This window comes from Photobacterium salinisoli (assembly GCF_003614885.1).
In the GTDB taxonomy this organism is placed as follows: domain Bacteria; phylum Pseudomonadota; class Gammaproteobacteria; order Enterobacterales; family Vibrionaceae; genus Photobacterium; species Photobacterium salinisoli.
In genome coordinates, this window is sequence record NZ_QZMS01000011.1 from 644,314 (window position 1) to 667,009 (window position 22,696).

Annotated in this window: 13 protein-coding genes; 6 read left to right on the forward strand and 7 right to left on the reverse strand. The window is 51.9% G+C overall.

What is annotated here, in order from left to right; all coding sequences use genetic code 11:
- Positions 1-773 precede the first annotated feature (773 nt).
- A complete protein-coding gene (locus D6M16_RS14330) occupies positions 774-1,490 on the reverse strand; it encodes a helix-turn-helix transcriptional regulator (protein ID WP_205576898.1) in 717 nt (238 codons plus the stop codon).
- A 52-nt stretch (positions 1,491-1,542) separates the two neighbouring features.
- Here D6M16_RS14330 and D6M16_RS14335 point away from each other — a divergent pair, with 52 nt between their 5' ends.
- Positions 1,543-1,908, forward strand: coding sequence for a VOC family protein (locus D6M16_RS14335; RefSeq protein WP_120512535.1), 366 nt, complete (start codon positions 1,543-1,545; stop codon positions 1,906-1,908).
- Between the two features lie 81 nt (positions 1,909-1,989).
- On the opposite strand, the gene D6M16_RS14340 is transcribed toward D6M16_RS14335, so the two are convergent.
- From D6M16_RS14340 to bcsQ, 5 genes are read right to left on the reverse strand one after another with little or no spacing between them, the layout of a single operon-like run.
- Positions 1,990-5,808 carry a cellulose synthase subunit BcsC-related outer membrane protein gene (locus tag D6M16_RS14340; RefSeq protein ID WP_240435623.1) on the reverse strand — a complete coding sequence of 1,273 codons (3,819 nt, stop codon included), beginning with the start codon at positions 5,806-5,808 and terminating at the stop codon, positions 1,990-1,992.
- Positions 5,787-6,896 carry a cellulose synthase complex periplasmic endoglucanase BcsZ gene (gene bcsZ, locus D6M16_RS14345; protein ID WP_120512537.1) on the reverse strand — a complete coding sequence of 370 codons (1,110 nt, stop codon included), beginning with the start codon at positions 6,894-6,896 and terminating at the stop codon, positions 5,787-5,789. The genes D6M16_RS14340 and bcsZ overlap by 22 nt, the downstream gene beginning before the upstream one ends.
- Complete coding sequence (bcsB, locus tag D6M16_RS14350; RefSeq protein ID WP_120512538.1) at positions 6,893-9,181, reverse strand: cellulose biosynthesis cyclic di-GMP-binding regulatory protein BcsB; 2,289 nt, start codon at positions 9,179-9,181, stop codon at positions 6,893-6,895. Before bcsB ends, bcsZ begins: the two co-directional genes overlap by 4 nt.
- 3 nt (positions 9,182-9,184) lie before the next feature.
- Positions 9,185-11,806 carry a UDP-forming cellulose synthase catalytic subunit gene (gene bcsA, locus D6M16_RS14355; RefSeq protein ID WP_120512539.1) on the reverse strand — a complete coding sequence of 874 codons (2,622 nt, stop codon included), beginning with the start codon at positions 11,804-11,806 and terminating at the stop codon, positions 9,185-9,187.
- A 4-nt stretch (positions 11,807-11,810) separates the two neighbouring features.
- Positions 11,811-12,596, reverse strand: a complete 786-nt coding sequence (gene bcsQ, locus D6M16_RS14360) for a cellulose biosynthesis protein BcsQ (protein ID WP_120512540.1) — start codon at positions 12,594-12,596, stop codon at positions 11,811-11,813.
- 668 nt (positions 12,597-13,264) lie between these two features.
- Between bcsQ and bcsE the strand changes: the two genes are divergently transcribed.
- From bcsE to D6M16_RS14380, 4 genes are all read left to right on the forward strand, one after another.
- Entirely contained in the window at positions 13,265-14,845 is a 1,581-nt protein-coding gene (bcsE, locus tag D6M16_RS14370) for a cellulose biosynthesis protein BcsE (RefSeq protein WP_120512542.1), read from the forward strand.
- Complete coding sequence (locus D6M16_RS22280) at positions 14,842-14,988, forward strand: hypothetical protein (protein ID WP_162941045.1); 147 nt, start codon at positions 14,842-14,844, stop codon at positions 14,986-14,988. The genes bcsE and D6M16_RS22280 overlap by 4 nt, the downstream gene beginning before the upstream one ends.
- 21 nt (positions 14,989-15,009) lie before the next feature.
- A complete protein-coding gene (gene bcsG / locus D6M16_RS14375; protein ID WP_420812250.1) occupies positions 15,010-16,653 on the forward strand; it encodes a cellulose biosynthesis protein BcsG in 1,644 nt (547 codons plus the stop codon).
- 183 nt (positions 16,654-16,836) lie between these two features.
- The gene (locus tag D6M16_RS14380) at positions 16,837-18,447 is read left to right on the forward strand and encodes a methyl-accepting chemotaxis protein (RefSeq protein WP_120512543.1); all 1,611 of its coding nucleotides are present in this window, start codon (positions 16,837-16,839) and stop codon (positions 18,445-18,447) included.
- 59 nt (positions 18,448-18,506) lie between these two features.
- On the opposite strand, the gene D6M16_RS14385 is transcribed toward D6M16_RS14380, so the two are convergent.
- Positions 18,507-19,385 carry a hypothetical protein gene (locus D6M16_RS14385; protein ID WP_120512544.1) on the reverse strand — a complete coding sequence of 293 codons (879 nt, stop codon included), beginning with the start codon at positions 19,383-19,385 and terminating at the stop codon, positions 18,507-18,509.
- A gap of 652 nt (positions 19,386-20,037) precedes the next feature.
- On the opposite strand from D6M16_RS14385, the gene D6M16_RS14390 reads away from it, so the two are divergent.
- Positions 20,038-22,632: an alpha-amylase family glycosyl hydrolase gene (locus D6M16_RS14390; protein ID WP_120512545.1), complete on the forward strand. Its 2,595-nt coding sequence runs from the start codon at positions 20,038-20,040 to the stop codon at positions 22,630-22,632.
- Positions 22,633-22,696: the final 64 nt, after the last annotated feature.

The following is a 22,696-nucleotide window of genomic DNA, read 5'->3' on the forward strand; positions in this document are numbered from 1 at the left end:
TCACCCAGCCTTAAAAGCCACACCCGCTGCGCGGGAATGACAGGTTGAAAATGTACATTGATGGCACTCCCGCAGGGAAAAATTCAGGACGAATTTTTAGGTTGTCGGCGCCGGGAGCGCCTACAACCGCCCCGGACCACGCCAAAGAACAAAAGGGCTTTCTGGGCACTCTTTGGCCCAACAAAGAGTGTCTAGCCCGCATCACACCATGCCAAGATAACCACAGAACTCAAGCGCGACATACCTCACCCAGCCTTAAAAGTCGCACCCGCTGCACGGGAATGACAAGTTGAAAATGTACATTGATAGCACTCCCCCAGGGAAAAATTCAGGACGAATTTTTAGGTTGTCGGCGCCGGGAGCGCCTACAACCGACCCGGCCCACACCAAAGAACAAAAGGGCTTTCTGGGCACTCTTTGGCCCCACAAAGAGTGTCTGGCGCGCATCACACCATGCCAAAAGAACCACAGAACTCAAGCACGACATACCTCACCCAGCCTTAAAAGTCGCACTCGCTGCACGGGAATGACAAGTTGAAAATGTACATTGATGGCACTCCCACAGGGAAAAATTCAGGACGAATTTTTAGGTTGTCGGCGCCGGGAGCGCCCACAACCGCCCCGGACCACACCAAAGAACAACAAGGGCTTTCTCGGCACTCTTTGGCCCCACAAAGAGTGTCTGGCGCGCATCACACCATGCCAAAAGAACCACAGAACTCAAGCGCGACATACCTCTGCAGTCTCAGCACAGGGGAAGTGAACATACATCCCTACCGCCGCGATGAAAGCTCCTTCTCCCGCCATTCCTGAAACAACCCATGACGCCGCCTTGGATACGCCTGATCCATCATCATAGGATCAGCAATCCACTCGGTACGGAAGTGGCGAAAATCCTGCCGCAGTTCGCACCAGGCGGCGAGCACTCTGCCCTGAGCGAAATAGCCGATCGCAAACGGCCAGATCACCCGGGTGCTCTCTTGTCCGTCGGCCGCGCGATAGCGAATGGCGAGTTTTCTTTCCCGCCGGATGGCCGTTCTGAACAGGGTCAGATCTTCCGTGGCAAGCTCACCGGGCGGGCCGACGCGGAGTGGCACCTCATTGGCACCCTGCACCAGATCGGCGGGGAGCACGGCGGTGACTTTCGCCAGTGCAGTGTCGGCGGCGCTGGCCATCGGCACATCGCCAAAGGCCGAGACCCAGCGGACACCCAGCATGATGGCGCTGATTTCATCTTCGGTGAGCATTAACGGTGGCAGGAAAAATCCCGGTTTCAGCACATAGCCGATGCCGGGTTCGCCGTCGATCTGCGCCCCCTGGGCCTGCAGTGTGGCGATATCCCGGTACAGGGTACGGATACTGATATTCAGCTCATCAGCCAGCCGCTGTCCGCTGACGGGCAGCCGGTGCTGGCGAAGAATCTGCAGTAATTGGAGTAATCGTTCGGTACGCATAGGCAACATGATACTGCCACTTTCTGACAGTGTCACGGGGTAAGCTCTGACTCTACCCAACGAGGATGAACACAAAAGGAAAGAGAAAATGATACCGAACCTATTGCTGCTATATGTGAAAAACCCGGAAACCAGCGCAGATTTCTATCGCCAGCTGCTTGGCCGGGAGCCTGTGGCCGCACTGCCGACTTACGTGGCGTTTGAGTTTGAAAACGGCTTTAACCTGAGTTTGTGGTCAGAGCAGGCACGCAATTTTGTCTCCGGCGGCGAGGGCCATCGCAGTGAATTCGCGTTTATGGTGCCGGATGACGATCAGGTCAAAGCGCTGTATGACCAATGGCAGACTGCCGGTGTCGTGATTGAGCAACCTTTGCATGACGCGGTCTTTGGTCTGACTTTTGTGGCACTGGATCCTGACGGGCACAGAATCCGGGTTTGCACACCGGATGAGTAAAGACGACTGAAACTGTTCACAACAGGCGCATTTTCATGCGCCTATTTTTATTTGTTCCAATCTGCGTGAAGGCCGCAAGTCTTAATCAAAATCGCTGTACAGGCGGGGCACAGTCGGCGGGTAATCAATCGGTTGCCAGCGATCGTTAAAGGTAAACCGGGTATACAGCATAAAATGGTTTGGCTCGTAGAAATCAGAGCGCTGCAAGTCCAGGGCGACCCCGACATACCAGCGGCTGCTGACCCGTTTTTCCAGTGCGCCTTCGAGCGAATAACCAAAGCCGCCGCCTGTGTCTGACCCACCGTCCGACAGGTAAGGCGCATCTTCTCTGGACCAGGAGTTGGACACAGAAGCGCTGACCAGATATGACCAACTGTTGTTGTAGCGACCGTAATAATTCACCGGCAGCGACAGCGACAGGTAGCGCTGCGGACTGTAATACCCACCGCTGCCCAGCGTGTACTCGCTCAGATTTTTGTCATAGTCGAAATACAGCACATTGGTGCCGATACTTAAACGCCGATCATCGGTGGCAATCAGTTTGTAATAGCCGCCGCCCAGCAGGGCCAGACGGGTATTATCGGCCACCTTTTCGCCGGTGATCAGATGATGTTGCACACTGCTCCAGAACCCGTACGGGCCGCCAATGTCCCAGCTGGCATTGAGCTTAACGCCTGTACTGACCACACCACCCCATTGTGTCCCGGCGGGATCGACAGAAGAACCAGCCGTCACTTGGGGCACACTCATCCCGGCATAGGACAGCACAGTGCTGGTCTCGGGCCGGCGCGACAAGGTGCCGGACACGCCGAAATCCCCGATATCTCCCTCAAGCGTGACGCCGCCCACCCAGGTTGACTGGGCAAAACCCAGCGGTGTGGTGCCGATATCCGCCTGCCAGTTCTCTGCCTGCCAGCCGATGCCCAGGGCCAGTCCGTTCTCACGGGCGCGCAGCGTGTCGTATTGCGCATTGGAATTGGCAAACTTGTCGAAATAGTCCAGATCGCCGGAGTCGAGCGAGACATAATCGGCCCGTAAGAGCAGATGGCCGTCCCATTGTTCGATGGGGATCCGCGCTTCAATCGGCACCTGACTGGCCTTGTTTTCCCCGTCCCGGGCGCTGTAATCCCAGCCGATGATAATGTGCCCGTCGCTGCGATCACGCAGACGGTCAATGTCAGCTTTGACATTGCGGGTCAGCCAGTAATCGTCGGCCTCCTGATACAGCGTCCGTAAATCGGGTGACTGGGCCTGTGCGGCCTGCGCATCCGCACTTTTTTCGATGCGATCCGCGTTCAGTGCCTGATAGCCACGCTGCCCGGCCAGTGTCCACTGCTGATTCTCCATTGCCAGCGCCATACTGTTGCGGTAATCCATCGCATCCGCATCCGGCCGCTGACTCAATAAACGGTTCAGTTCCCGGGCCTTGTGGTATTCGCCCTGACGGTTCATCACAGGGGCGGCCACCATTAACTGTCTGGCTGTCAGCTGGGAGCGGCTGGCATACAGCAGCTCAGAGACCGGCTGATAGACTGCCGCCTCCCCCAGCGCAGCACTGGTTTGTAACAGGCCCAGCCGGGCCTCGGTACGGTAAGGCTCAGGGGCAGCTTGCACTTCAGTGAGTACTGTCTGATAGAGCGCCTGGGCCCGGCTGAACTGCCGCTGTGCGGTCAGGATTTCAGCTTCTGCCAGCAAGCGCCGGCTATGCAGCGCAGTGAGTTCAGCCAGTGAGGCGGCGTTTTCCTGTCCTGCGTTGACACGCGGCTGTCCCTGCTTGTCCAGCCACTGGTCAAAGGCGCTGAAATGCGCCAGCTCAATCATCAGCTCGCCATAGCCAAGCTGGGCGCTTGGCGGCCAGGTATCTTTCGGAGTTAACTGGCGGTAGATATGCTCCGCCTGCTGACGCTCGCCTAAACCAGCCCAGATCAAGCCCAGCCGCGTCAACACGGCTGGCTGATCGGCATACTGCTGCGCCAGCGAATGCAGCTGCTCCCGCACCGCATCTGGGTTGGCCTGATAGCGGGCAGGCAAATCAGCCAGTGACTGTTCAAGGCGCAGCCGCAGTAAATTACTCTGCATCGCCTCGCTGCGCTTGGCGGCAGGGACACGAGACAGCACGGCAATCGCCTCTTCATCGCGCCCGGCCTGACTCAGGTATAAGCCATAGGCAAACTGCATCTCCGGATCGCGACTGCCGGCAGCCCATTGCTGCATCAGGGCATCCGCCCGGCTCCGCTGCCCGGCGGCAACTAATGCATCCGCAATGTCCCGTCGCTGCCAGGGCGAGGAGGGATTCAGTCTGAGCAATGCTGTGGCAAATTGCTCTGCGTCCTGTGTGTCATTCTCTGCCAGTGCACGGCTTAGTTGCTGCACCACTGACTGGGTTTTCATCTCCAGTATGGTGTCACGCACCAGCCGTTGCCGGGCCGGCGATAACTGCTCAGCAAAGCGAATCGCCGCCGCCAGCCCCTGGCTTTCCCGCGTCAGGTTCACCAGCGCGCGCACGGCCTGCGCATTGCCGGGATCACGCAGCAAAGCTTGCTGGTAGGCCTGAACAGCGGCATCAGATTTCTGCTGTTGCTGATACAGTTCTGCCAGTTTGATGTGGGCATAGGGTTCTTTGTCATTGACCGGGATGGCTTTTCGATAGGCGCGCTCGGCCTGACTCAGTCGGCCTTTTGTTCTCAGTGCATCGCCTTCATCCAGATACGCCCAGTATGAAGTGGCCTCCACCAGCGATTGCCACTTACTGGCATTGTCCGGATCATCATCAAGCTGCTGCGCCTGTTTGAAATAACCCAACGCTTTTCCCTGCTGGCCCTGACGCAGGTACACCATGCCCAGCCCGCCCAGGATCTCAGGATCGTCCGGCCGGGTGGTTAACGCATATTCCAGTTGTTTCCTGGCCTGCGGGTAAGCCCCCTGCTCGATCAGTGCCAGCCCCTGCCGCTTGGCCTGATAGGTGGGATCTTTTCGCAGGCTCTGCTCTGTTTCCCAGCGAGCCTGGGCATTGCGGTTGGCGCGCTGAATGGCTGTATCAGACGGAAAATAGCTGGCAACAATGGCATATTGCTCAGCCACTTGTGCCGATATCGGCTGCTGATCCAGCGCTCGCAACCAGGCACTGGCTGCCACCGTGCCGATATCAGAACGCAGTGCCAACTGACGGTAAGTTGCCAGAATCCAGGGATCGGCGGGGTCGCGGCGGCGAATGTGGTTTGCCAGTGCCAGCTGAAAAGAGGGCACGGCGGGATAGGCAGCATTGAGCTGCTCCAGTCCCTGCTTCACCCTTTCCCAGCGCTCACTGAGACTGCCTTCAGCCTGCAGGTATTCCAGCTGCAACTCGGCCGAGGGCATCCCGTTGGGGAAGAGCGCGTCATAGGCTTTCAACGCTTGCTCATAACGGCCGGCCCGCACCAGTAATCTGGCTTGCTGCAAATCGGCTTTTTTGCGGCCGTTAATCGCAATCAAATCATTCAGCGCCGTGAGCTGTACCGACTGCGGCGAGGTGGCTTTGAGCTGATTTCTGACTTCCTGCGCCTGCTGAAGCTGGTTTTGTTTGATCAGCAGCCGTGCCTGGTAATACAGGCCATCCGGATGCTGGCTATCAATTGCCAGTAAGCGCTCCAGCGCACTTTCAACGATGTCATCGCGACCTAAGGCCGTGGCCAGCTCAATCTGATTGACCAGAAACGCGACCGAATTGCTATCAGAAGACGCGGTGGACAAAGTGGACACCGAACTGACCGGCTGATACACCTGTTCAAGCTGCTGAGGTGTCAAAGGCGTTGTCGGCACAATACCGGCGTAAGCAGACAGGCTGATAGCCCCGGCGCTGAGGCCCAGCGCAATCAGGATACTGGCGTTAGCCGAAGCCGTTACTGACATCCTTTTTCCCATGCTGGCTCCAGTTCACCCTGTACGCCGAAGCGATAACGTTGCTGGTGCCAGCCTTCGCCAAACAGCGCCAGCACATTGTCGTAATAATGATCGTCCTGATTTCTGATAAGACGCTCTGCCACCCGCTCGGCCTGAGCCTGCAACAGTCCGGTTTCCCCTGACGCCGCCAGCAAGGGCAGCATGGCAGCGGAAAATCCGGCACTGCCCGGCTCCTGATACTGGCCCGTCTGAGTGTTCACCGTGCGTGGCGGGGCAGACAAAGCCGCAGTGGCCGCCACCATGGGTTGCATTGCCTTCACCAGCGCCACTTTGTCTTTTGAGTCTTCGCTGAGCATCCCGGCCCACAAGTAGGTACGAATGGCGTTATAACTCCCCACCGGCCCGGTTTGCCGGTCAGCGCTATAGCGACCTTCCGCCAGCGTGGCCCAGTCCGGGCTGAAACCCGCGGGCATGGTGTCCAGAATCATGGCAAGGCTGGTGCCGTACAGGGATGCCCAGTTGTGCTGCGGATAAAGGTGCGCCATCCGGGCAATCAACTGTAACGGCAGGTAACTCGGATTGACCCGATAGTGGCCGTTTTCCAGTGCAAACCCCTCCGAACCCGGCAACAGCACAGTGCCAAGGCCGTCGACAGTGACGGTTTCTTCGCGCAGTATCCGGCTGGCTATCAAATGCGCCAGCGATTGGTAGTAATGGTTATTCCAGAGACGGCCCGCTTCTGCCAGCGTGTACGCAATCCAGAGATCAGAGTCAGAGGCCGGATTATCATCCAGCACGCCCCAGCGTCCCGATGGCTGCTGTCCCCACAGCCAGGCCGGCAAACGCGCCGTCAGATCGCCCCCCGCCAGCTGGCTCTGCGTCCAGTCCAGCATCGCCGCAAAGGCCGGTTTGTCATTGGCAATCAGGGCAAAGAACAGGCCGTACGACTGACCTTCTGATGTGGTGATCCGGCGCTCGTCACTGCCATCAATCACGCGGCCATTGACCAGGTAAACCGATTTGAACGTTTGCCACTGCGGCCATTCACAGCGGCTTGCCTGGCTCTGGGCACTGAGCAGCAGGCTCAGCACAAGTATCAGGCTTCTCATTCATCTTCCCCGCTGCGTGCCAGCCTTCTGGCAGCAATTTTCCGCAATACACGCCACAGGAACACAGTGACAATCACCACCAGCAACGCCGCCAGAAAAGCGACAAGCACGGGGTGATTGGAGAAGTGATACCAGATCAATTTCAACACCGGCAGTTGGCCGACATAATAATGCTGGCCCACGTTATAACTGGCCACCTCCTGATCACGCAGGATCACCACTGAGCCTGACATGTGCTCCACTTTTCCCGAATCTATGATGGCATGATCGATCAGGCTGAATGCCTGCGGGCTGGCAGCCATGATCGCAACCAGGCTGCGCTTTTTGCTGAACGGAGACTCCATGCCTGTGATGGCAGCAAACTTGCCGCTGGCATCGACCGACACCAGATCGGCAACCTGCGGATTGCCAGACGCCCGGCCCAGCCAGTTGATGCCCGGCGACGTTTCGTTTCGCCCCGGCAGACGGATCTGGCGCTGACCGGACTGCAGGACCAGATTGACCTGATCAGGATTGCCAATTGCCCGGGTCAGATCCTGCGCCACGCCAATGCTCAGGATATCCTTGCCTTTCAGCGTGGCGCTGTCCCACTGATCTGTCAGTGACACTTTAATGGCCGGGTAACCGGTGTCGGCACCGAGTCGCCCCATGACATTCAAAAAGGTTTGCAGCACTTCAGGTGACGAGGACTCAGGCAGTACCACTGCCGTGTCCGACAGGTCTGCCATGCGGGTAAAGGGGAACCCGGAGGTTGCAAAGGAGCGCAGGTTCGGCATCTGGATGTAGTGCGGAAAGCCGCTGAAATCAATGGTCGAATCGCCGTCAACCACGGCATACTGCTTGCTCGGCTGGGTGATCTGGCAGTTCCCTTCCGTGACTGAGGCAAAGCCAAATTCGAAATCGATGAAATTTTTACTGCCCACTTTGAACGCCGGAATGCGAACCCGGTCGTTGCCGCCCAGCAAGCCGTCATCCAGCAGCGGAACACGTACCCGCTTGGATTCGCCGCCCTGACCGGCTGTCGTCAGGTTGAACGCTTCGACAAACTCATCGTTAATCCCCAGCGTGAGCCGCGAGCCCGAGTTTTCTTTCATTGGCGGCGAATAACGGTACTGCAGATCCATAGGAATACCGCGGCTCTGCCAGGTAAACAAATCCGGCGGCAGCTGAAAACTCAGCCGGACCGGCGGCGGGGTGCGGCCTTCTACCTGCAACTGACCACGCTGTTCCACCAGCTCACTGAAAGCCACAGGCCTTGAGGTATCCACCCAGTTAGGCGCGTCATAAGGGACGCGGGGTTTAACCTGAACCACCTGATTGATCTTCGCCATCGGGCCGGTTAACAGCTGGGTGCCCAGAGCCAGCCCCTGAACCGCGGTATTGAGATCCCGGCTGTCGCGGCCCTGTACCAGCAGCAGTTTGACATAAGGGTTAGTCGGGTGAGTGATCACCTGTAAATACGGCCCGTCGGCATCCGGGAAGTCACGCAGAAAGTCAGGTTTATTGTCATTTGTCACCAGCACCACGGCATGCTTGTCGGGCAATTGATCGAATAAGAGCGAAAATTGCGCTCCCCGCCATGCCGACAGCGAACCAAAGTGAGACGCCAGCACGCCTGCCGCTTTCATTTCGGCCAGATCATAGTCAGCCCCCATAATGACCGGCAGGGTTAACTGGCCAAAATCACGGGGATCAAAAAACGGTGCCGGCAATAAACTCAAATCACTTTCCAGCCGGGTTTTCTGCACAAACAGTTCGACCCGGCTGCTCTGGCTGATCTCTGCCCAGATACTGGCATCATTCGGGTTAGAGCAGGTTTTATGAGTGTTGCCAATCAGCTCAAAACGGATTTGGTTGTAGTTACTGAAGTAGCGCGAGTCCAGCGGCATAGACGCACTGATTTTTTTGCCCTGCTGACCGTCAGTGACAGGCACAACCCCCATCAGTTCGTTGTTCAGATATACCTTGATATGCGAAACCAGTGCCAGCAGCGCCGGAGAAGGCGTGACGTCGAAATGCAGGTTGGCTTTGGCAATCACCTCATCAAGACGCGAGCCAAAACCGACATTGGCGCTGGCTTCACTGCCGTAAATGCCGATAGAACCATTGAAACCCAATTGTGAGAATGCCAGCTCCCGCGGAGTCACAGGAGAGAGCAGATGAGAAGACGTTTCAGCATCGGCTGAATCGGTGTTAGCGGTTATGGCCTGCGCACTGGCCATTGCCGTCATACCCATACAGCTCAGGATGGCGGCCGCCATTTTTATTGTTTTATTAATTGTCATTTTTTAAGCCCTGTTGGGGACATTACGTGGTCTCAGTGACCAAATCAGGCCACCAAAGATTGACACTCCCTGAGCCAGCGTAGCGACTGGCGTCGGGCTGTGCTGAATCAGGCGGCGATATCCGTTCCAGCCAACCTGCAGCACAGATTTCATACTCGACATAGGCTTATCCGACTGATAAGACTGCTGCCACTTGGCCCAGATATCTGCTCTGGCAAACGTACATTGCACATACTGGATTTGCTGCTGTGTGCTGAGCTCAGTGAGCTGAAGTCCCAGCATGCCGTTGCCGCTAAAAGCGATGGTCGCCGGAAACACATAGGATTGCTCACCACGGTTCAGCACCACCTCCAGTTTCTGATTCTCCTGGACATTAAGGCGCTCACTGTCCCGCTCGCCCAGCTGAACCCGCAGGCCACTGAGTGAAAAATCTTTCATTTCTGCCTGCAGCAGGTGTCCGGACCGAAGCCTGACCGCCACCGGCATAGACACTTCAACCCTGTGATCCCGGCGTATCTGCTTGGCCTCAACCGCCACTGCCACTGCCGCGCCGAGGATCAGCAGGTTGTAGAGGGTCCAGACAATGTTGACCAGCACGGTGGCCATTTCGTTATCCGGCCCCCACCCCAGCCGGTAAATCCCCATGCCGAGTCCGATAATATTGAGCAAGACCAGCACCAGATAAGGCCGTGAGATCACCCAGTCATAGTGGGATTCTTTGACCAGCCCACCCTTGGCGGTGACATTGAATTTTCCTTTATGGGGTGCAAACAGTGCAACTGTGGTCGGCCGGGCGATATACCAGGCCAGAACGGTTTCATACACTTCGCCCCAGAATGAATAGCGAAACTCTCCCTGCATCCGGGAATTGGTCATGCTGGCATGCACCATGTGCGGTAACACGTACAGAATGATCGCCAGCGCCGGTGCATAAATAATAAAAGAATGCAGCAACAGAAACGCCAGTGGCGCGGTCAGAAAAATGATCCTCGGAATCCCCGATAAAAAATGCAGCATGGCATTGGCGTAACACAGACGCTGTGACAACTTGAGTCCTTTGCCAGTAAGCGGATTATCTACCCGGAAGATCTGCGCCATGCCTCTGGCCCAGCGGATCCGCTGGCCGACATGTGCCGACAGCGTTTCCGTCGCCAGACCGGCTGAAATCGGTTGTTTCAGATACGCCGAGTGATAGCCTAAGCGGTGCATCCGCAGTGAGGTATGCGCATCTTCAGTGACTGTCTCTACCGCTATGCCCCCGACTTCTTCCAGTGGCCCGCGACGCAGAATGGCGCATGAGCCACAAAAGAAAGTGGCATCCCACAGATCGTTACCGTCCTGAATCAGACCGTAAAACAAGTTGCCTTCATTGGGCACATGGCGAAAATTGGCCAGATTACGCTCAAACGGATCCGGCGAGAAAAAGTGGTGCGGTGTCTGAATCAGCGCCAGTTTTGGATCTTTCAGAAACAGGCCCATTGTCAGCTGAAAAAAGGCTCTGGACGGAATGTGGTCACAGTCAAAAATGGCCACATATTCTCCCTGTGAGCGCTGCAAGGCATAGTTAATGTTGCCCGCTTTGGCGTGCTCGTTGGTTGGCCGTCGCAGGTAATGCACTCCCACTTCCCGTGCGAAATCGCGAAAACTGTCCCGCTTTCCGTCATCAAGTATGTAAATATTCAGCTTGTCCTTTGGCCAGTCGACGCCCAGAGAGGCATACACAGTGGCACGCACAACATCCAGATCTTCATTATAAGTCGGTATCATCACGTCAATTGTAGGCCAAACTTTCGTATCTGGTGGCAGTGCAACCGGTTTTCTATTCAGCGGCCAGATATTCTGAAAGTAGCCTAAAATCAGCACGATCCAAGAATAAGTTTCAGCCAGTAACAGTAAAACACCCAGCATAAGCGCTAAAGGATCGTCCCAGTTGAGTGTGGAAGAATAGCGCCACCACAAGTAGCGGCAGGAAGCCGTGACCGACAAAATGATCAGCAGTAGGGTCGGAAAATGGCCGGGCATTCGCCGGCACATCATTGCCAGCGCCCAGAGCAATAAGACAAAAACCATCTGGGCTTCCAACCCGAACGGCACGGTAAAACAAATAAGGGCAAGCAAAACCACGGCGACCAGCAGCAGGATATTGACCATCCGTCCGGTATTGGTTTCTCTTAACACAGTGTCGAGATCTTCCGTGTCGGCATCGGTCGCTTTTTTTTCCAGCCATTGAATGAATCCGGACATACGCCCCAAAGGCAAATAGAAGATGGCTTTCACGCGGCGGATCAGTTGCCTGGTTCCCGCTTGCAGCTGGGTTTTAAGATGACCCGGCGATTGTGGCCTGACACAGAGCAGCCACAGGCTCTGCAGCACGAAGCGCACAGGATCCAGCAATGTGGGGGAGGCAAAGTTAATGTGCGGGTAGTAAATCAGAGGCAGACGCCATACCGGCACGCCGGCAATCTGCGGCTTGAGGCACACAAACGCAAAGGTAAACCACAGCCCGAGAATGAGATTTCCAATGCGGGAGACAGGCGTATTTCGCTCGCGCTCAAAAGCAAGCTTTTGCTCTTTGAACTGCTCAGTAACCCAGGATTTAAAAATCAGATTTAAGCTGTTGAACATAGACTCAGGAAACACACTGGATGGCTGATAATTGCGACACGCACCAAAAGGCGAATGACTGATAATCTTTTGCCGCCTGACTGGTGGGTGCAAGCTGCTGCACAGTGGTCAGGTTTGCCACACTGTCCATCAGAGCGATATCTCTGTGTAACAGTACCGGTGACAATTCAGCGCCAAGCTCTTTTTTCATGACTAGCATGAAATCTCGGCTGATCTCGGTTTCTGGCTGATACTGATTGAGCACATAGCGCACTTTTGCTGAGACAGGCGCATCGTTAAAGACAGCCAGGGTCTCAGAAACATCTTGCAGCACGCTGTAACTGGCGGCGTCAGGTGTTAACACTACCAGCACGACATCAAATAAAACCCCGAAGGATTCATCCTCCAGCATCGCCAGATCCGCCGATGCCAGGTGGATCAGTTGCCAGTGATCCTGATTGTCCCCCAGTTCAACACGCCCGAGTGCTTCCAGAATTTCAGCAAGGTAAGGGCCGCGGTTAGCCTCAAACTGTCGGGCTTTCGGCAATGACAGTTGGCCAAAAGGCAAAAATGTCACACCACTGGGACTTTCAAAGCCAGCCGACTGCCAGTCAGTGTTTGCACACAGGTGACTGGCCCACCCTTCAACGCTGGAGAGGGGTAAGCCCAGGTGTAAACGCAGCAAATTGGCAGGAACAGTATCAACAACCAGCACTTTTTTGTGCACTTGCACTAACGCCTGTGCCAGATTGGCCGTTACTGTGGTCGCCCCGGCACCGCCACGCAGGCTGAGAATCCCAATCCTTTTCATGCCATATTGGCCTGGCTACTGTTTTCCATGTTCGTGTGCCTTGTCCCGTAAGGTAAATTTTTACTTTTTAATATCAACCATTTATTTTTTATTTTTGAATATGTTTCGCTTTCGTTTAGTTCGACATAATCATGATTTGTCATGTTGTAAGATGCATAAATTGCATCAACATCTTTCGCAGGCATTACCACAATAATTCACCACTACTTAATAGAATTTATCAATGCCGTTAATACAATTTGTATTTAAGTACATAATTTTCAAAGAAACAAACAGACACTAACTTTTATTACACTTTTGCCTTTTCATTTTTAACATTCAGTCCACAAAAAAATCAAAAAACCGATTAGATACCCTTTATGCTTGTCACTAACACGCTGACTGAAATGACCAGAAAATAATGATAATATTCCCTTTAATTATGTGTGCATTTCGGTTCATAATCAAATTTCATCGTCAAGACATTGACCACATGAAAAAAGAACAGTTCTTTACAGGTTTCAGTGAGTACAAGGATACATCAGATGAATGATTCGACATTTTGAGTAAATTCTATATGATCTGATTATATTAGTAACATCTTTTCTGTCGTGATCTTACTGTGATGGTGCCTCTGCAAGCGTTAAACAGCAGGGAAAAGTGCCGATAGCGAGCAACTGGTATTTTATATGTCTACAAATCCAGACTTTACACACTTTGTCGAAATAAACAATTTCCCGTCGGTTTATGTGACTCTTTTTGACCATAAAACTATCGCAATCGATTATCTGACATCAATCATTAAACATAATAAAAACAATAACTTCACTTGTTTCACAAACAAAGAAAACTTTTATTCCGGTCTTAACGAGCAAAAAAGTGATCGGGTTTCAGCGATGTTAAAGGAAAAGTGTAAAAGAGCCTTTTTCCTGAATCAGAATAAAACCCAGAGTGGTATCCATTTTCACTTACTGCTGGATGACATCATCAAATTAAAAGTCGCAACGCATTCGCTTGCCGTTCTTTTTGTGCCGGATATATTTTTCACCAATATTAATAAAAAAAATCTCACTATTGTTTTAAAAATGCTTAATGAATACGCTGCCGAGCATGAGCTGGCTATACAGTTAATGGTGTACGGTTCTGTTACCTCAACGTCATTAACACCTGCATTGCTGTCACTGAACCGCCATCTGGCGGGACTGACCTCCATGAGTACGATCAGCGACAACAAATACAGCTACCATGTGCATTTCTGGTCGGACTCAGAAGGTATTCAGTCAGACAGAAGGTTTGTGATACAGAAAACAGCCCAGGGTGCACTGGTCGCGGTACTGGCTTCCACACCTGCTATCCCGGTATTCAGCAACCAGGATGACTCAACGCGGATTATCATGAGCCAGGATGTGCTGGATGAAGACATCCCGCTTCCTTCGCATGTTCAGCTGGCGGCGAGCAACGCAGCGATCATCAGTGATCCACACATTCCGCATTCAGCGACATTGATATTATCCTGCCAGTCGCCGGAAACGATCCGTCAGCTGGCTGTCGACTGCCTGCATTTACGGCAACAGGCCGGCCCGAAGCTCAAAATCATTATCAGAGAAATCAGGCAATGCCTGCGATATGCCGATGAGACTTTTCTGTTGCGTGCAGGCGTGAACCTGATTGTGCCTTATCACCTGCCCTTTCTCAGGATGATGAGCCAGGTTGATGCCATGCAGGGGCAATACATGACTCGCCCGCTGCCTGACAATACTGAAGAACTGCTGTTCAATGACCCGAACTTTCACGCTAGAGGATATATGGATAATCAAACATTTATCCAGTATTGCCATACAGTGATGCAGCAGTTTACTTCCCCGCGCCTGGGTATAGTGCTGGTAAAACTCAAACTGCTGTCAGGCATGCAGCCGGAGGAATGTCTTCGGTTGTGCCATATCCGGCGTGATGGCGATGTGATTACCGCCTGCAACCACGAGCTGTATGTTTTGTTCAGTGCCATTCGCCAAACCGATATCCATACCGCACTGAATAATATTTTTGATGTCCCTGTCCGGGATCTCTTCCGGACCGTTCATGTCATCAGCACACACTATGAGCTGGAAAAAGAACTGGAAGTGGTTGCGAAAGAAGCCTTGCCGGTTTCGGCAGAAATTAAAAGAATCACCACAGAACCGGCTATTTTTACCGGAAAAAGCAGCGCCGATGCTGAGATGGCCGTCCTTTTTGCCACGCCTAAGCGGCTCCGATTAAAAGGTGAATCATGAATATTGATGATTTTCTGCTCACCGCAGGGCTAAGCCTGTTAACAGGCATGATACTGGGCTATTACCTGCGCCAACTGATCGCGTTGGGCAAGCGCTTCCATCAAAGGTATATCAGGCGCTCCCGCTACTTTGAACAAGACTGAACTTATTACTAAGCAGAAATTATGACGATGACACGCTCTTCTCATTCATCACAGCAGGTTAAAGGACTGGGGTGGTGGAATGTTTATTTCATTGCAAAATTTGCCCTGTATTTCCAGGGCACGATTGGTTTTCACCCGCTGGAAAACGTCGCACTGGCGCTGTTTCTATTACTGCCGCTGCGTTCTCGTCTGCTTGAGTCTGTCAGGCTCATCGTCGCTTTGCCTGCTGCGGCCTGGTTGCTGCACTATGACTCTTTCCTGCCGCCCTTAGACCGCCTGTGGGGTCAAATGAACCAGTTGATGCATTTCGAATGGAGTTATCTGTTTGAACTGGCAGGGCGTTTTGTCTCTTTCCAGACACTATTGGGCCTGTTTGCGGTCTGCATAGGCTATCACCTGCTCAATCGCTTTTTACGCATATCGGTACTGGTGATGGCGGCGATGTTGTTTTTCAGTCTGCCCACCAGCCAGATAGCGCCTGTGATTGCGGATCAGGGAACATCTGAAAACACTACCCCGATCACCGGGCCCGCCGGCAATGCAAATACAACGGCTGCCAAAGTGCCAGCGGGAACTGATGATACCTCACTCAACCAGTACGTCTCTGAGTTCTTTTCCCGTGAAGCGAAGCGACAAGTTCTTTTTGATGACAGCAGCGTTCAGACGGCGCCCTTCGATATATTATTCTTAAGCATCTGCTCAGTCGCCTGGGACGACATCAGTATCGCCGGACTGGAAGATCACCCTTTATTTAAAGAGTTCGACATTCTCTTTGATCAGTTTAATGCCGCAACCTCCTACAGCGGGCCCGCCGTGATCCGTTTGCTCAGAGCCAGTTGCGGACAGGAGAACCACAGCCAGCTCTTTGCGGGCGCGCCATCTGAGCAGTGCTACCTGTTCGAAAACCTGAAGCAATTGGGTTTTGAAGAAAATCTGGTAATGAACCACGACGGGGTGTTTGACAATTTCCTTGAGTTGATTCAAACCGAAGGCAATGTGACAGCAGATCTGATGCCGCAAACGGGTTTCTCCCCGTACCAGAAGTCGTTTGACGGGGCGCCGATTTACCGTGACAAAGAAGTTTTGAATCACTGGTGGCAACAACGCCAGCAGGCCGGCAATGACAAAGTCGTCGCACTCTACAACACCATTTCATTGCATGACGGTAACCGGATCATTCATGGCAACCAATCCACCGGGCTGATAAGTTACAAATTACGGCTGAAAAGCCTGCTGGACGATCTGTACGCCTTCTTCCAGTCGCTGGAACAATCGGGCCGGAATATTGTGGTGGTGCTGGTGCCTGAACATGGCGCCGGCATGAAAGGCGATCGAATGCAGATCACCGGCATGCGGGAAATTCCGTCACCTTCGATTGTGCATACCCCTGTGGGCTTAAGAGTCTTTGGCAAAAACATCGTCCGTACCGGCGAGACAGCGCGCGTGTCATCACCCTCCAGCTATCTGGCGTTATCTCAGCTCATTGCCAATGTTTTGGAGCAAAACCCTTACCAGCGCGGTAGCTTTGATCCTGCCTCACTGATCAGCAACCTGCCCAGTACGCCCGTTGTAGCTCAGAACGAAGGCTCGACTGTCATCAAGGTTCAGGGCAAAAACTATGTCACTCTGGATGGCAGCAACTGGTCTGAATACCCGGCTAAATAACCGCCGTTACTCCATGGCTCTTCCACACCCCAACCGGGGTGTGGAAGTTACAACGGCAAATTTAACGCAACAGCGTGACTTTCAGTCATTTGCATAAAAAATAAAAGAGAAAAGATATTATTAATTATCTTAACCATGCAAAATACCTCCCTTATACGCCCTTGGTATCAACCTTAAATTCATATGAAAAAAAATATATTTACAAAACTTCTTGCCGTCCCTGTCACGCTATGTGTGTTTATGTTCATACTTTTCTGGAACCAAATGTCTGGAAACAAAGATACATTAAATGCAATGAATTCAATCTATCTTGATCGTGTCATTCCGTTGCAACAATTAAAAACAATTTCTGATGCCTTTGCGGTTGATATTGTCGATGCATTCAACAAGTGGAATATTGGAGTTCTCTCTCAGCAAGAACTGGAATTATCGGTATTAACAGCAAAAGACGTTGTTGCGGATACTTGGGAGAATTATCACTCAACCCATTTAACGGATGATGAAAGAGCCATCTCGAAAAAACTGACGGTTGAAATTAATGCCATAAAGCAAGAGCTTGTTGTTCTTTTAGAAGAAACAAGAAAACAAACTGAAGATAAAAATAAAATTATCAACAATGTCTACAATCATATAGAGCCTCTCTCAGGTCAAATAGACAACCTAATTAATATTCAACTGACGACATCTGAACATATTTATCAAACAAGTAAAAATACCTATGAAGCTAATGTTCAGCTTGGGATCATACTTCTTATTGCTGCCTGTATGACCGGCTTCATCTTTTCTTTCTGGATCATACGGAAAGAATTACGCGTGTTGCCTGAAATTACTGACACCATTCAAAAAATGTCTGATGGTGACTTTACTCCACGTGAAATGACGAAAGCCAATAATGAACTTGATTTAATAACGTCATCGTTGCAAACCCTCCAGCACAGTATTTTCAGCATCATCGAGTCTTCAGAACGCATTCAAGAGCAGTTGGCTGTAAACCAAACGCAAATATCGACGGTGATACACAACAACTCTGAGAATGCCCAGCGCGAGTTATCTGAAATAGAACAAGTCGCAGCCGCAGCCACAGAACTGTCTTCAACAGCATCTGATGTTGCTCACAACGCACACTCGGCAGAAACTGCAGCGATTGAAGCCATCTCCATCATCAACGCCAGTTCAAATACGCTACAACGTTCAGATTCAATTGCTGAAAGTGTCAGTGTTTCAATGAAAGAATCCGCACGAATAATCAACGAATTAAGAGAGCATTCAGAAAAGATAAGCTCAGTAGTTGATGTGATTAACAGCATATCGGAGCAGACCAACCTACTGGCGCTCAATGCCGCTATTGAAGCAGCCCGTGCCGGAGAACAAGGCCGTGGTTTCGCGGTTGTTGCCGATGAAGTGCGTGCACTTGCAGCCAAAACACAAAAGTCGACCATAGATATTCAAACAATCATCAGCCAGCTTCAGGAACAATCCAAGCTTGCTGATGAACACGTGAAGCTCAACACCGACATGGTTTCAGAGTCTCAGGTCATTACTCAGGCTTTGTCCGATGCGTTCAAAACGATTTCAGAGCAAGTTGGACAAATTTCGGACATCAATGCGTTAGTCGCTACCGCCTCAGAAGAGCAATCTTCTGTTACGAATGATATCTCTCACAGGCTGGAAGAAATCAGTCAAATCGTGCAGAAAAACTCAGAGAATGCCAGCCAGACGACACTGGCAAATAACGATATTTCGACATTAACTCAGCACCTCAGAAAAGAAATGGCTTTTTTTAAAGTCAGATAACATACAGTTCAGGCCCGGCTACGGGCCTGAACTATTAATAAATCACTTGCTTGTCACGCTTAAAGAGGCTGACATCTTGGGCATGGCGGTTTCGGTGTGCCCGGCACTCTCACATAACCTAAAGACATACCATCGGTATACTTTCCGTCAGACAAAGTCACGCTGACACTATTTATACCTGGATTGGCTGGCGTAATACTGATTGTTTTACTGCCCTTCAATGCACTCAGGCTCACAGATGTAGAGGCAGTCTGGCCATAGAGATCATCCCGAACACGAATAATCAAACGGGCATTCACGCTACTGTCCTTCGCCGCTGTTGAGTATTTATCAATCAGGTACTCTATATTTGCCTGCACTTTGCCCGAAGAATGGGTCGCACTTGCACTCACAATTCTTGGTTTTTTCTGAACCCAGACACCTTCAGCCGAACACATACCACCAGCTCGGTTAATCCAAACCAGACCGTAACCGTAAGTACGTGAAAACTTCATATTAAGATAGGAATTGGCATCGAGGTTTGATTTATCCTTACCGACATACCCGAATTCTGAATTGTTGAAATGCACATTAGCATAGCGATCAAATAAGTTACCTTTGGCACGAAATACTTCGTCCTGAACTACATGTTTTGGCACTTCCACCCGCAAATAGTCGAAAGAGTTGAAGAGGTTAATCAGCGACTCAAAAAAGTTGGCATATTCTTCCTGGTTATAATCCGTTTGATCCGGGTTAGAAGGATCAGGGTAAGTCTGTGGATCATTATAAATATTGTAACCACTCTCAACGGCACCCTTCACATCTTCTGATTTAAAATCATAAGATTTTACTCGTCCGTACTCGCAGCCATTTGGTAAATCAAAAGTTCGTGCCTGAGCACTCACTGAAGTTGCCGCGAATGCTACAGCTGCAAACGTAAGACAGAATTTTAACTTCATTGTTGTCATCCTTGTTATTGAACTCAACGGGAATTGTATTAAACCCAACACATGAGCACACAAATGCATGTGCAACTGAATGATATAACGAAAAATTAGATGATTAGACAATGAGAAAAGGATAAATATGAGACATCATAATGGTATTTACTCATAAATATTGCATATAAATATAATCAAGCTTGGCAAGCACAAAAACGAAAGTACCTGCATTCACAGTTTGCCGCCGTACCTCGTTCCCTTTATAGCGGACTACTGATGCGGTTTTGATACCACAATGAAACCCCAGATACTGGTCAGTACGATTACCAGATTATGGTATCCGGCAAAAGCCAGCCCCGCGGCACTAAGTGCCAGAATGATAAAGACCACCGAGCAATGATGATCCCCCTCAGGGCGTAGAAAAGGGGGCGTAGGAAGGGGCTGAGATAACAGGATCACAGTTCATTTTTTTCTTGCCATACAATGAGTTAGCAGGCTCACATTTCAATTGAATTTCACCGGAAACGGCATTTTCAGCGTTATTTTTTGTGCTATTTACAACTCACCTGACTGGATGAAACTCCACGTCAAGTCTGTAAATAACCATAACCAATAACTCGATCCGTTCAGGGATTATGTCTCCCGCAAAGGACGGTAAAAGGAAATTGAAATGAGAACCTTACCTACGCTTATTGCGGGTGCGGCGCTGTTAAGCGCCCCCGCACTCGCCGACTGGCATTTCCGGGGTACCCCGAATCAGTGGAATGCGGCAGCAATGACACAGATAGCGACCACTCACTATCAGACGTGCCAGACATTTCAACAAGGGGATGCCACAGGAGGGCCACGGTTTAAAATCGACCGCTACGGTGACTGGCAGGAAAGTTATCCCACCGGTGATTACACGGTTGCCGGCGATCAGAGCTATCGGATCGACTTTTACACCGACAGCCAGACGATTCTCACCACGCCTGTGGCCAGTTGCGACAGCCAGTCTCTGGCGCAAAACTTTCCGGCACTGCACTTTCGCGGCACGGCAAATCAATGGGCCGCTGAGGCAATGACCCTGGTCGATAACAACACCTGGTCACTGTTGGTTGATTTTGACGGACAAACCAATCAGCGTTTTAAGTTTGATCTGACCGGAGACTGGTCACAAAACTATGGTGACAATCAAAATGACGGCGTGTTAGACGCATCCGGCGATGATATCTATACCCAGGCCAACGGCGAATACCTGGTCACAGTGAACGACCAGACACTGCACTATACCCTCACCCCCGTAAATCCCTGTACCTCAGATTGCCCCACACCTCCTACTCTCGGCGCACACTATCAGCCAGATAAAACCACTTTTTCGATCTGGTCGCCGGATCACAGCGATGTCACTGTGACCGTAAACGGGATCGAATATCCGCTGAGTAAAGTGAGCGATGCCAACGGCTACACCGATATCTATCAGGTTGACGTCAGCGGCGATCTGCACCTTGCCGAATACACTTTTAAGATCAATGGCATTCCGGTGCGCGATCCCTACGGCAAAATGGTAAAACCCGGCACAGGAGACAGTGAAGCCATCAATATTGTGATGGACATGTCACGCACGGGCCCTGCTGGCGGCTGGGCTGAGCGTCCTGCACTGGTGAACCGCGAAGATGCCGTGATTTATGAAGTGCATGTCCGCGATTTCACTATCGATGCCAGCTCTGGCGTCAGCGCAGACAAGCGCGGTAAGTTTCTGGGCATGGTTGAAAGCGGCACCCGTTACAACGGGCTGAAAACGGGCATTGATCACCTGGTCGATCTGGGCATCACTCACGTTCAGCTGCTGCCCGTCTATGACTTTGCCACCTGCGACGGACTCCCTGACAGCGATCCTTGTTACAACTGGGGCTATGATCCGCGCAATTACAACGTCCCGGAAGAGCGTTATTCACAGGTGCCGACCGACTACGAGGCGCGTGCCAGCGAGTTTAAAACCATGGTGAATGAATTTCACAAAGCCGGGATCCGGGTCATCATGGATGTGGTCTACAACCACACCTACGCCAAAGAGATGTTTGAAAACATCAGCAGCAGTTATTACACCCCCACGGATCTGTCCGGCACAGGTAATTCCATTGATGCCGACCAGCCTATGGTCAGCCGCATGATTCAGGATTCACTGGCCTACTGGGTGGATGAATATGGCGTTGATGGTTTTCGTTTCGACCTGATTGGCATTTTCTCTTATCAGGAAGTGGAGAAATGGGGACGCGCGCTGAACCAGCAATTCCCGGATCGCAATCTGCTGCTTTACGGTGAACCCTGGAATGGTTACGCCAGCGATCCGAAAGAAGCACAACGTGTCCGCTACGGCACAACGCATCACATGGTGCAAGAACATGTCGGCGTCTTTAACGGCGCGTATCGCGAAGCCCTGAAAGGGTCAAATGATGATACCCGGACCGGCTATATGTTCAATAATCTGGACAGCGCCGATGCGGGCTGGTCTGTTTACGATGGCATGCGCGGTTCAGCCTACGATCCCAATGACAGCCGCAACAGCACCTGGTTCAGAAACTTTGCCGCCGATCCGGAGCAAAGCATCAACTATATTTCTGCCCATGATAATTTCGGGCTGTGGGATAAGGTGTATTTAAGCCTGTCGGGCAATGTTGTCCAGAACAGCTCGCACCAGATTCTCAGCCTGACGCCACCAACCAGTCTCGATTATGCCAAACGTGTGGTGAATTTTGGTATGGGCATGGTACTGACCAGCCAGGGCATCGGGTTTGTTCATGCCGGGGACGAGTTCTTGCGGACCAAAACCGACAACGAACAAATGAGCGATCCGGATGCCTGGAATTTCGGTGCACACGGCGGGACCCACAATACCTACAATGCACCCGACAGCTTTAACAGCATCAAATGGCAACGCCGTGCTGACAATGCGGCCACCTATGATTACGTCAAAACACTGATCGCGCTGCGCCGCAGTCACGCCGGTTTACGCATGACCTCAAACCAGGACATCGCCAATTACCTCACAGTTTCCAGACCGGCTGAATTTGGCGGGCAACTGGTCACAGGTTTGATCACCTACCCGCAAGACACACATCACCTGTTTGTGGTGTACAACAGCGGCAACAATCAGTCCATCAGCTTGCCTGAAGGTGACTGGACTCTGGTTGCCGATGCGTCAGGGGCCCGTCATCAGACGGGGTTATCCGGCAGTGTAGTGGTTGAAGGCACTGCAGTGACTGTATTTACCCAGCCCCGTTAATCGCGTTTATGCGTGCCCCTTGCAGCAAGGGGCACCTATTCGCCGGCAAACAGATATCAAACAT

Bases quoted from the DNA above. Each gene is read 5' to 3' on its own strand.
- D6M16_RS14335 (WP_120512535.1), top strand. From the start codon at position 1,543: ATGATACCGAACCTATTGCTGCTATATGTGAAAAACCCGGAAACCAGC.
- D6M16_RS14340 (WP_240435623.1), bottom strand. From the start codon at position 5,808: ATGGGAAAAAGGATGTCAGTAACGGCTTCGGCTAACGCCAGTATCCTG.
- bcsZ (WP_120512537.1), bottom strand. From the start codon at position 6,896: ATGAGAAGCCTGATACTTGTGCTGAGCCTGCTGCTCAGTGCCCAGAGC.
- bcsB (WP_120512538.1), bottom strand. From the start codon at position 9,181: ATGACAATTAATAAAACAATAAAAATGGCGGCCGCCATCCTGAGCTGT.
- bcsA (WP_120512539.1), bottom strand. From the start codon at position 11,806: ATGTTCAACAGCTTAAATCTGATTTTTAAATCCTGGGTTACTGAGCAG.
- bcsQ (WP_120512540.1), bottom strand. From the start codon at position 12,596: ATGAAAAGGATTGGGATTCTCAGCCTGCGTGGCGGTGCCGGGGCGACC.
- bcsE (WP_120512542.1), top strand. From the start codon at position 13,265: ATGTCTACAAATCCAGACTTTACACACTTTGTCGAAATAAACAATTTC.
- D6M16_RS22280 (WP_162941045.1), top strand. From the start codon at position 14,842: ATGAATATTGATGATTTTCTGCTCACCGCAGGGCTAAGCCTGTTAACA.
- bcsG (WP_420812250.1), top strand. From the start codon at position 15,010: ATGACGATGACACGCTCTTCTCATTCATCACAGCAGGTTAAAGGACTG.
- D6M16_RS14380 (WP_120512543.1), top strand. From the start codon at position 16,837: ATGAAAAAAAATATATTTACAAAACTTCTTGCCGTCCCTGTCACGCTA.
- D6M16_RS14385 (WP_120512544.1), bottom strand. From the start codon at position 19,385: ATGAAGTTAAAATTCTGTCTTACGTTTGCAGCTGTAGCATTCGCGGCA.
- D6M16_RS14390 (WP_120512545.1), top strand. From the start codon at position 20,038: ATGAGAACCTTACCTACGCTTATTGCGGGTGCGGCGCTGTTAAGCGCC.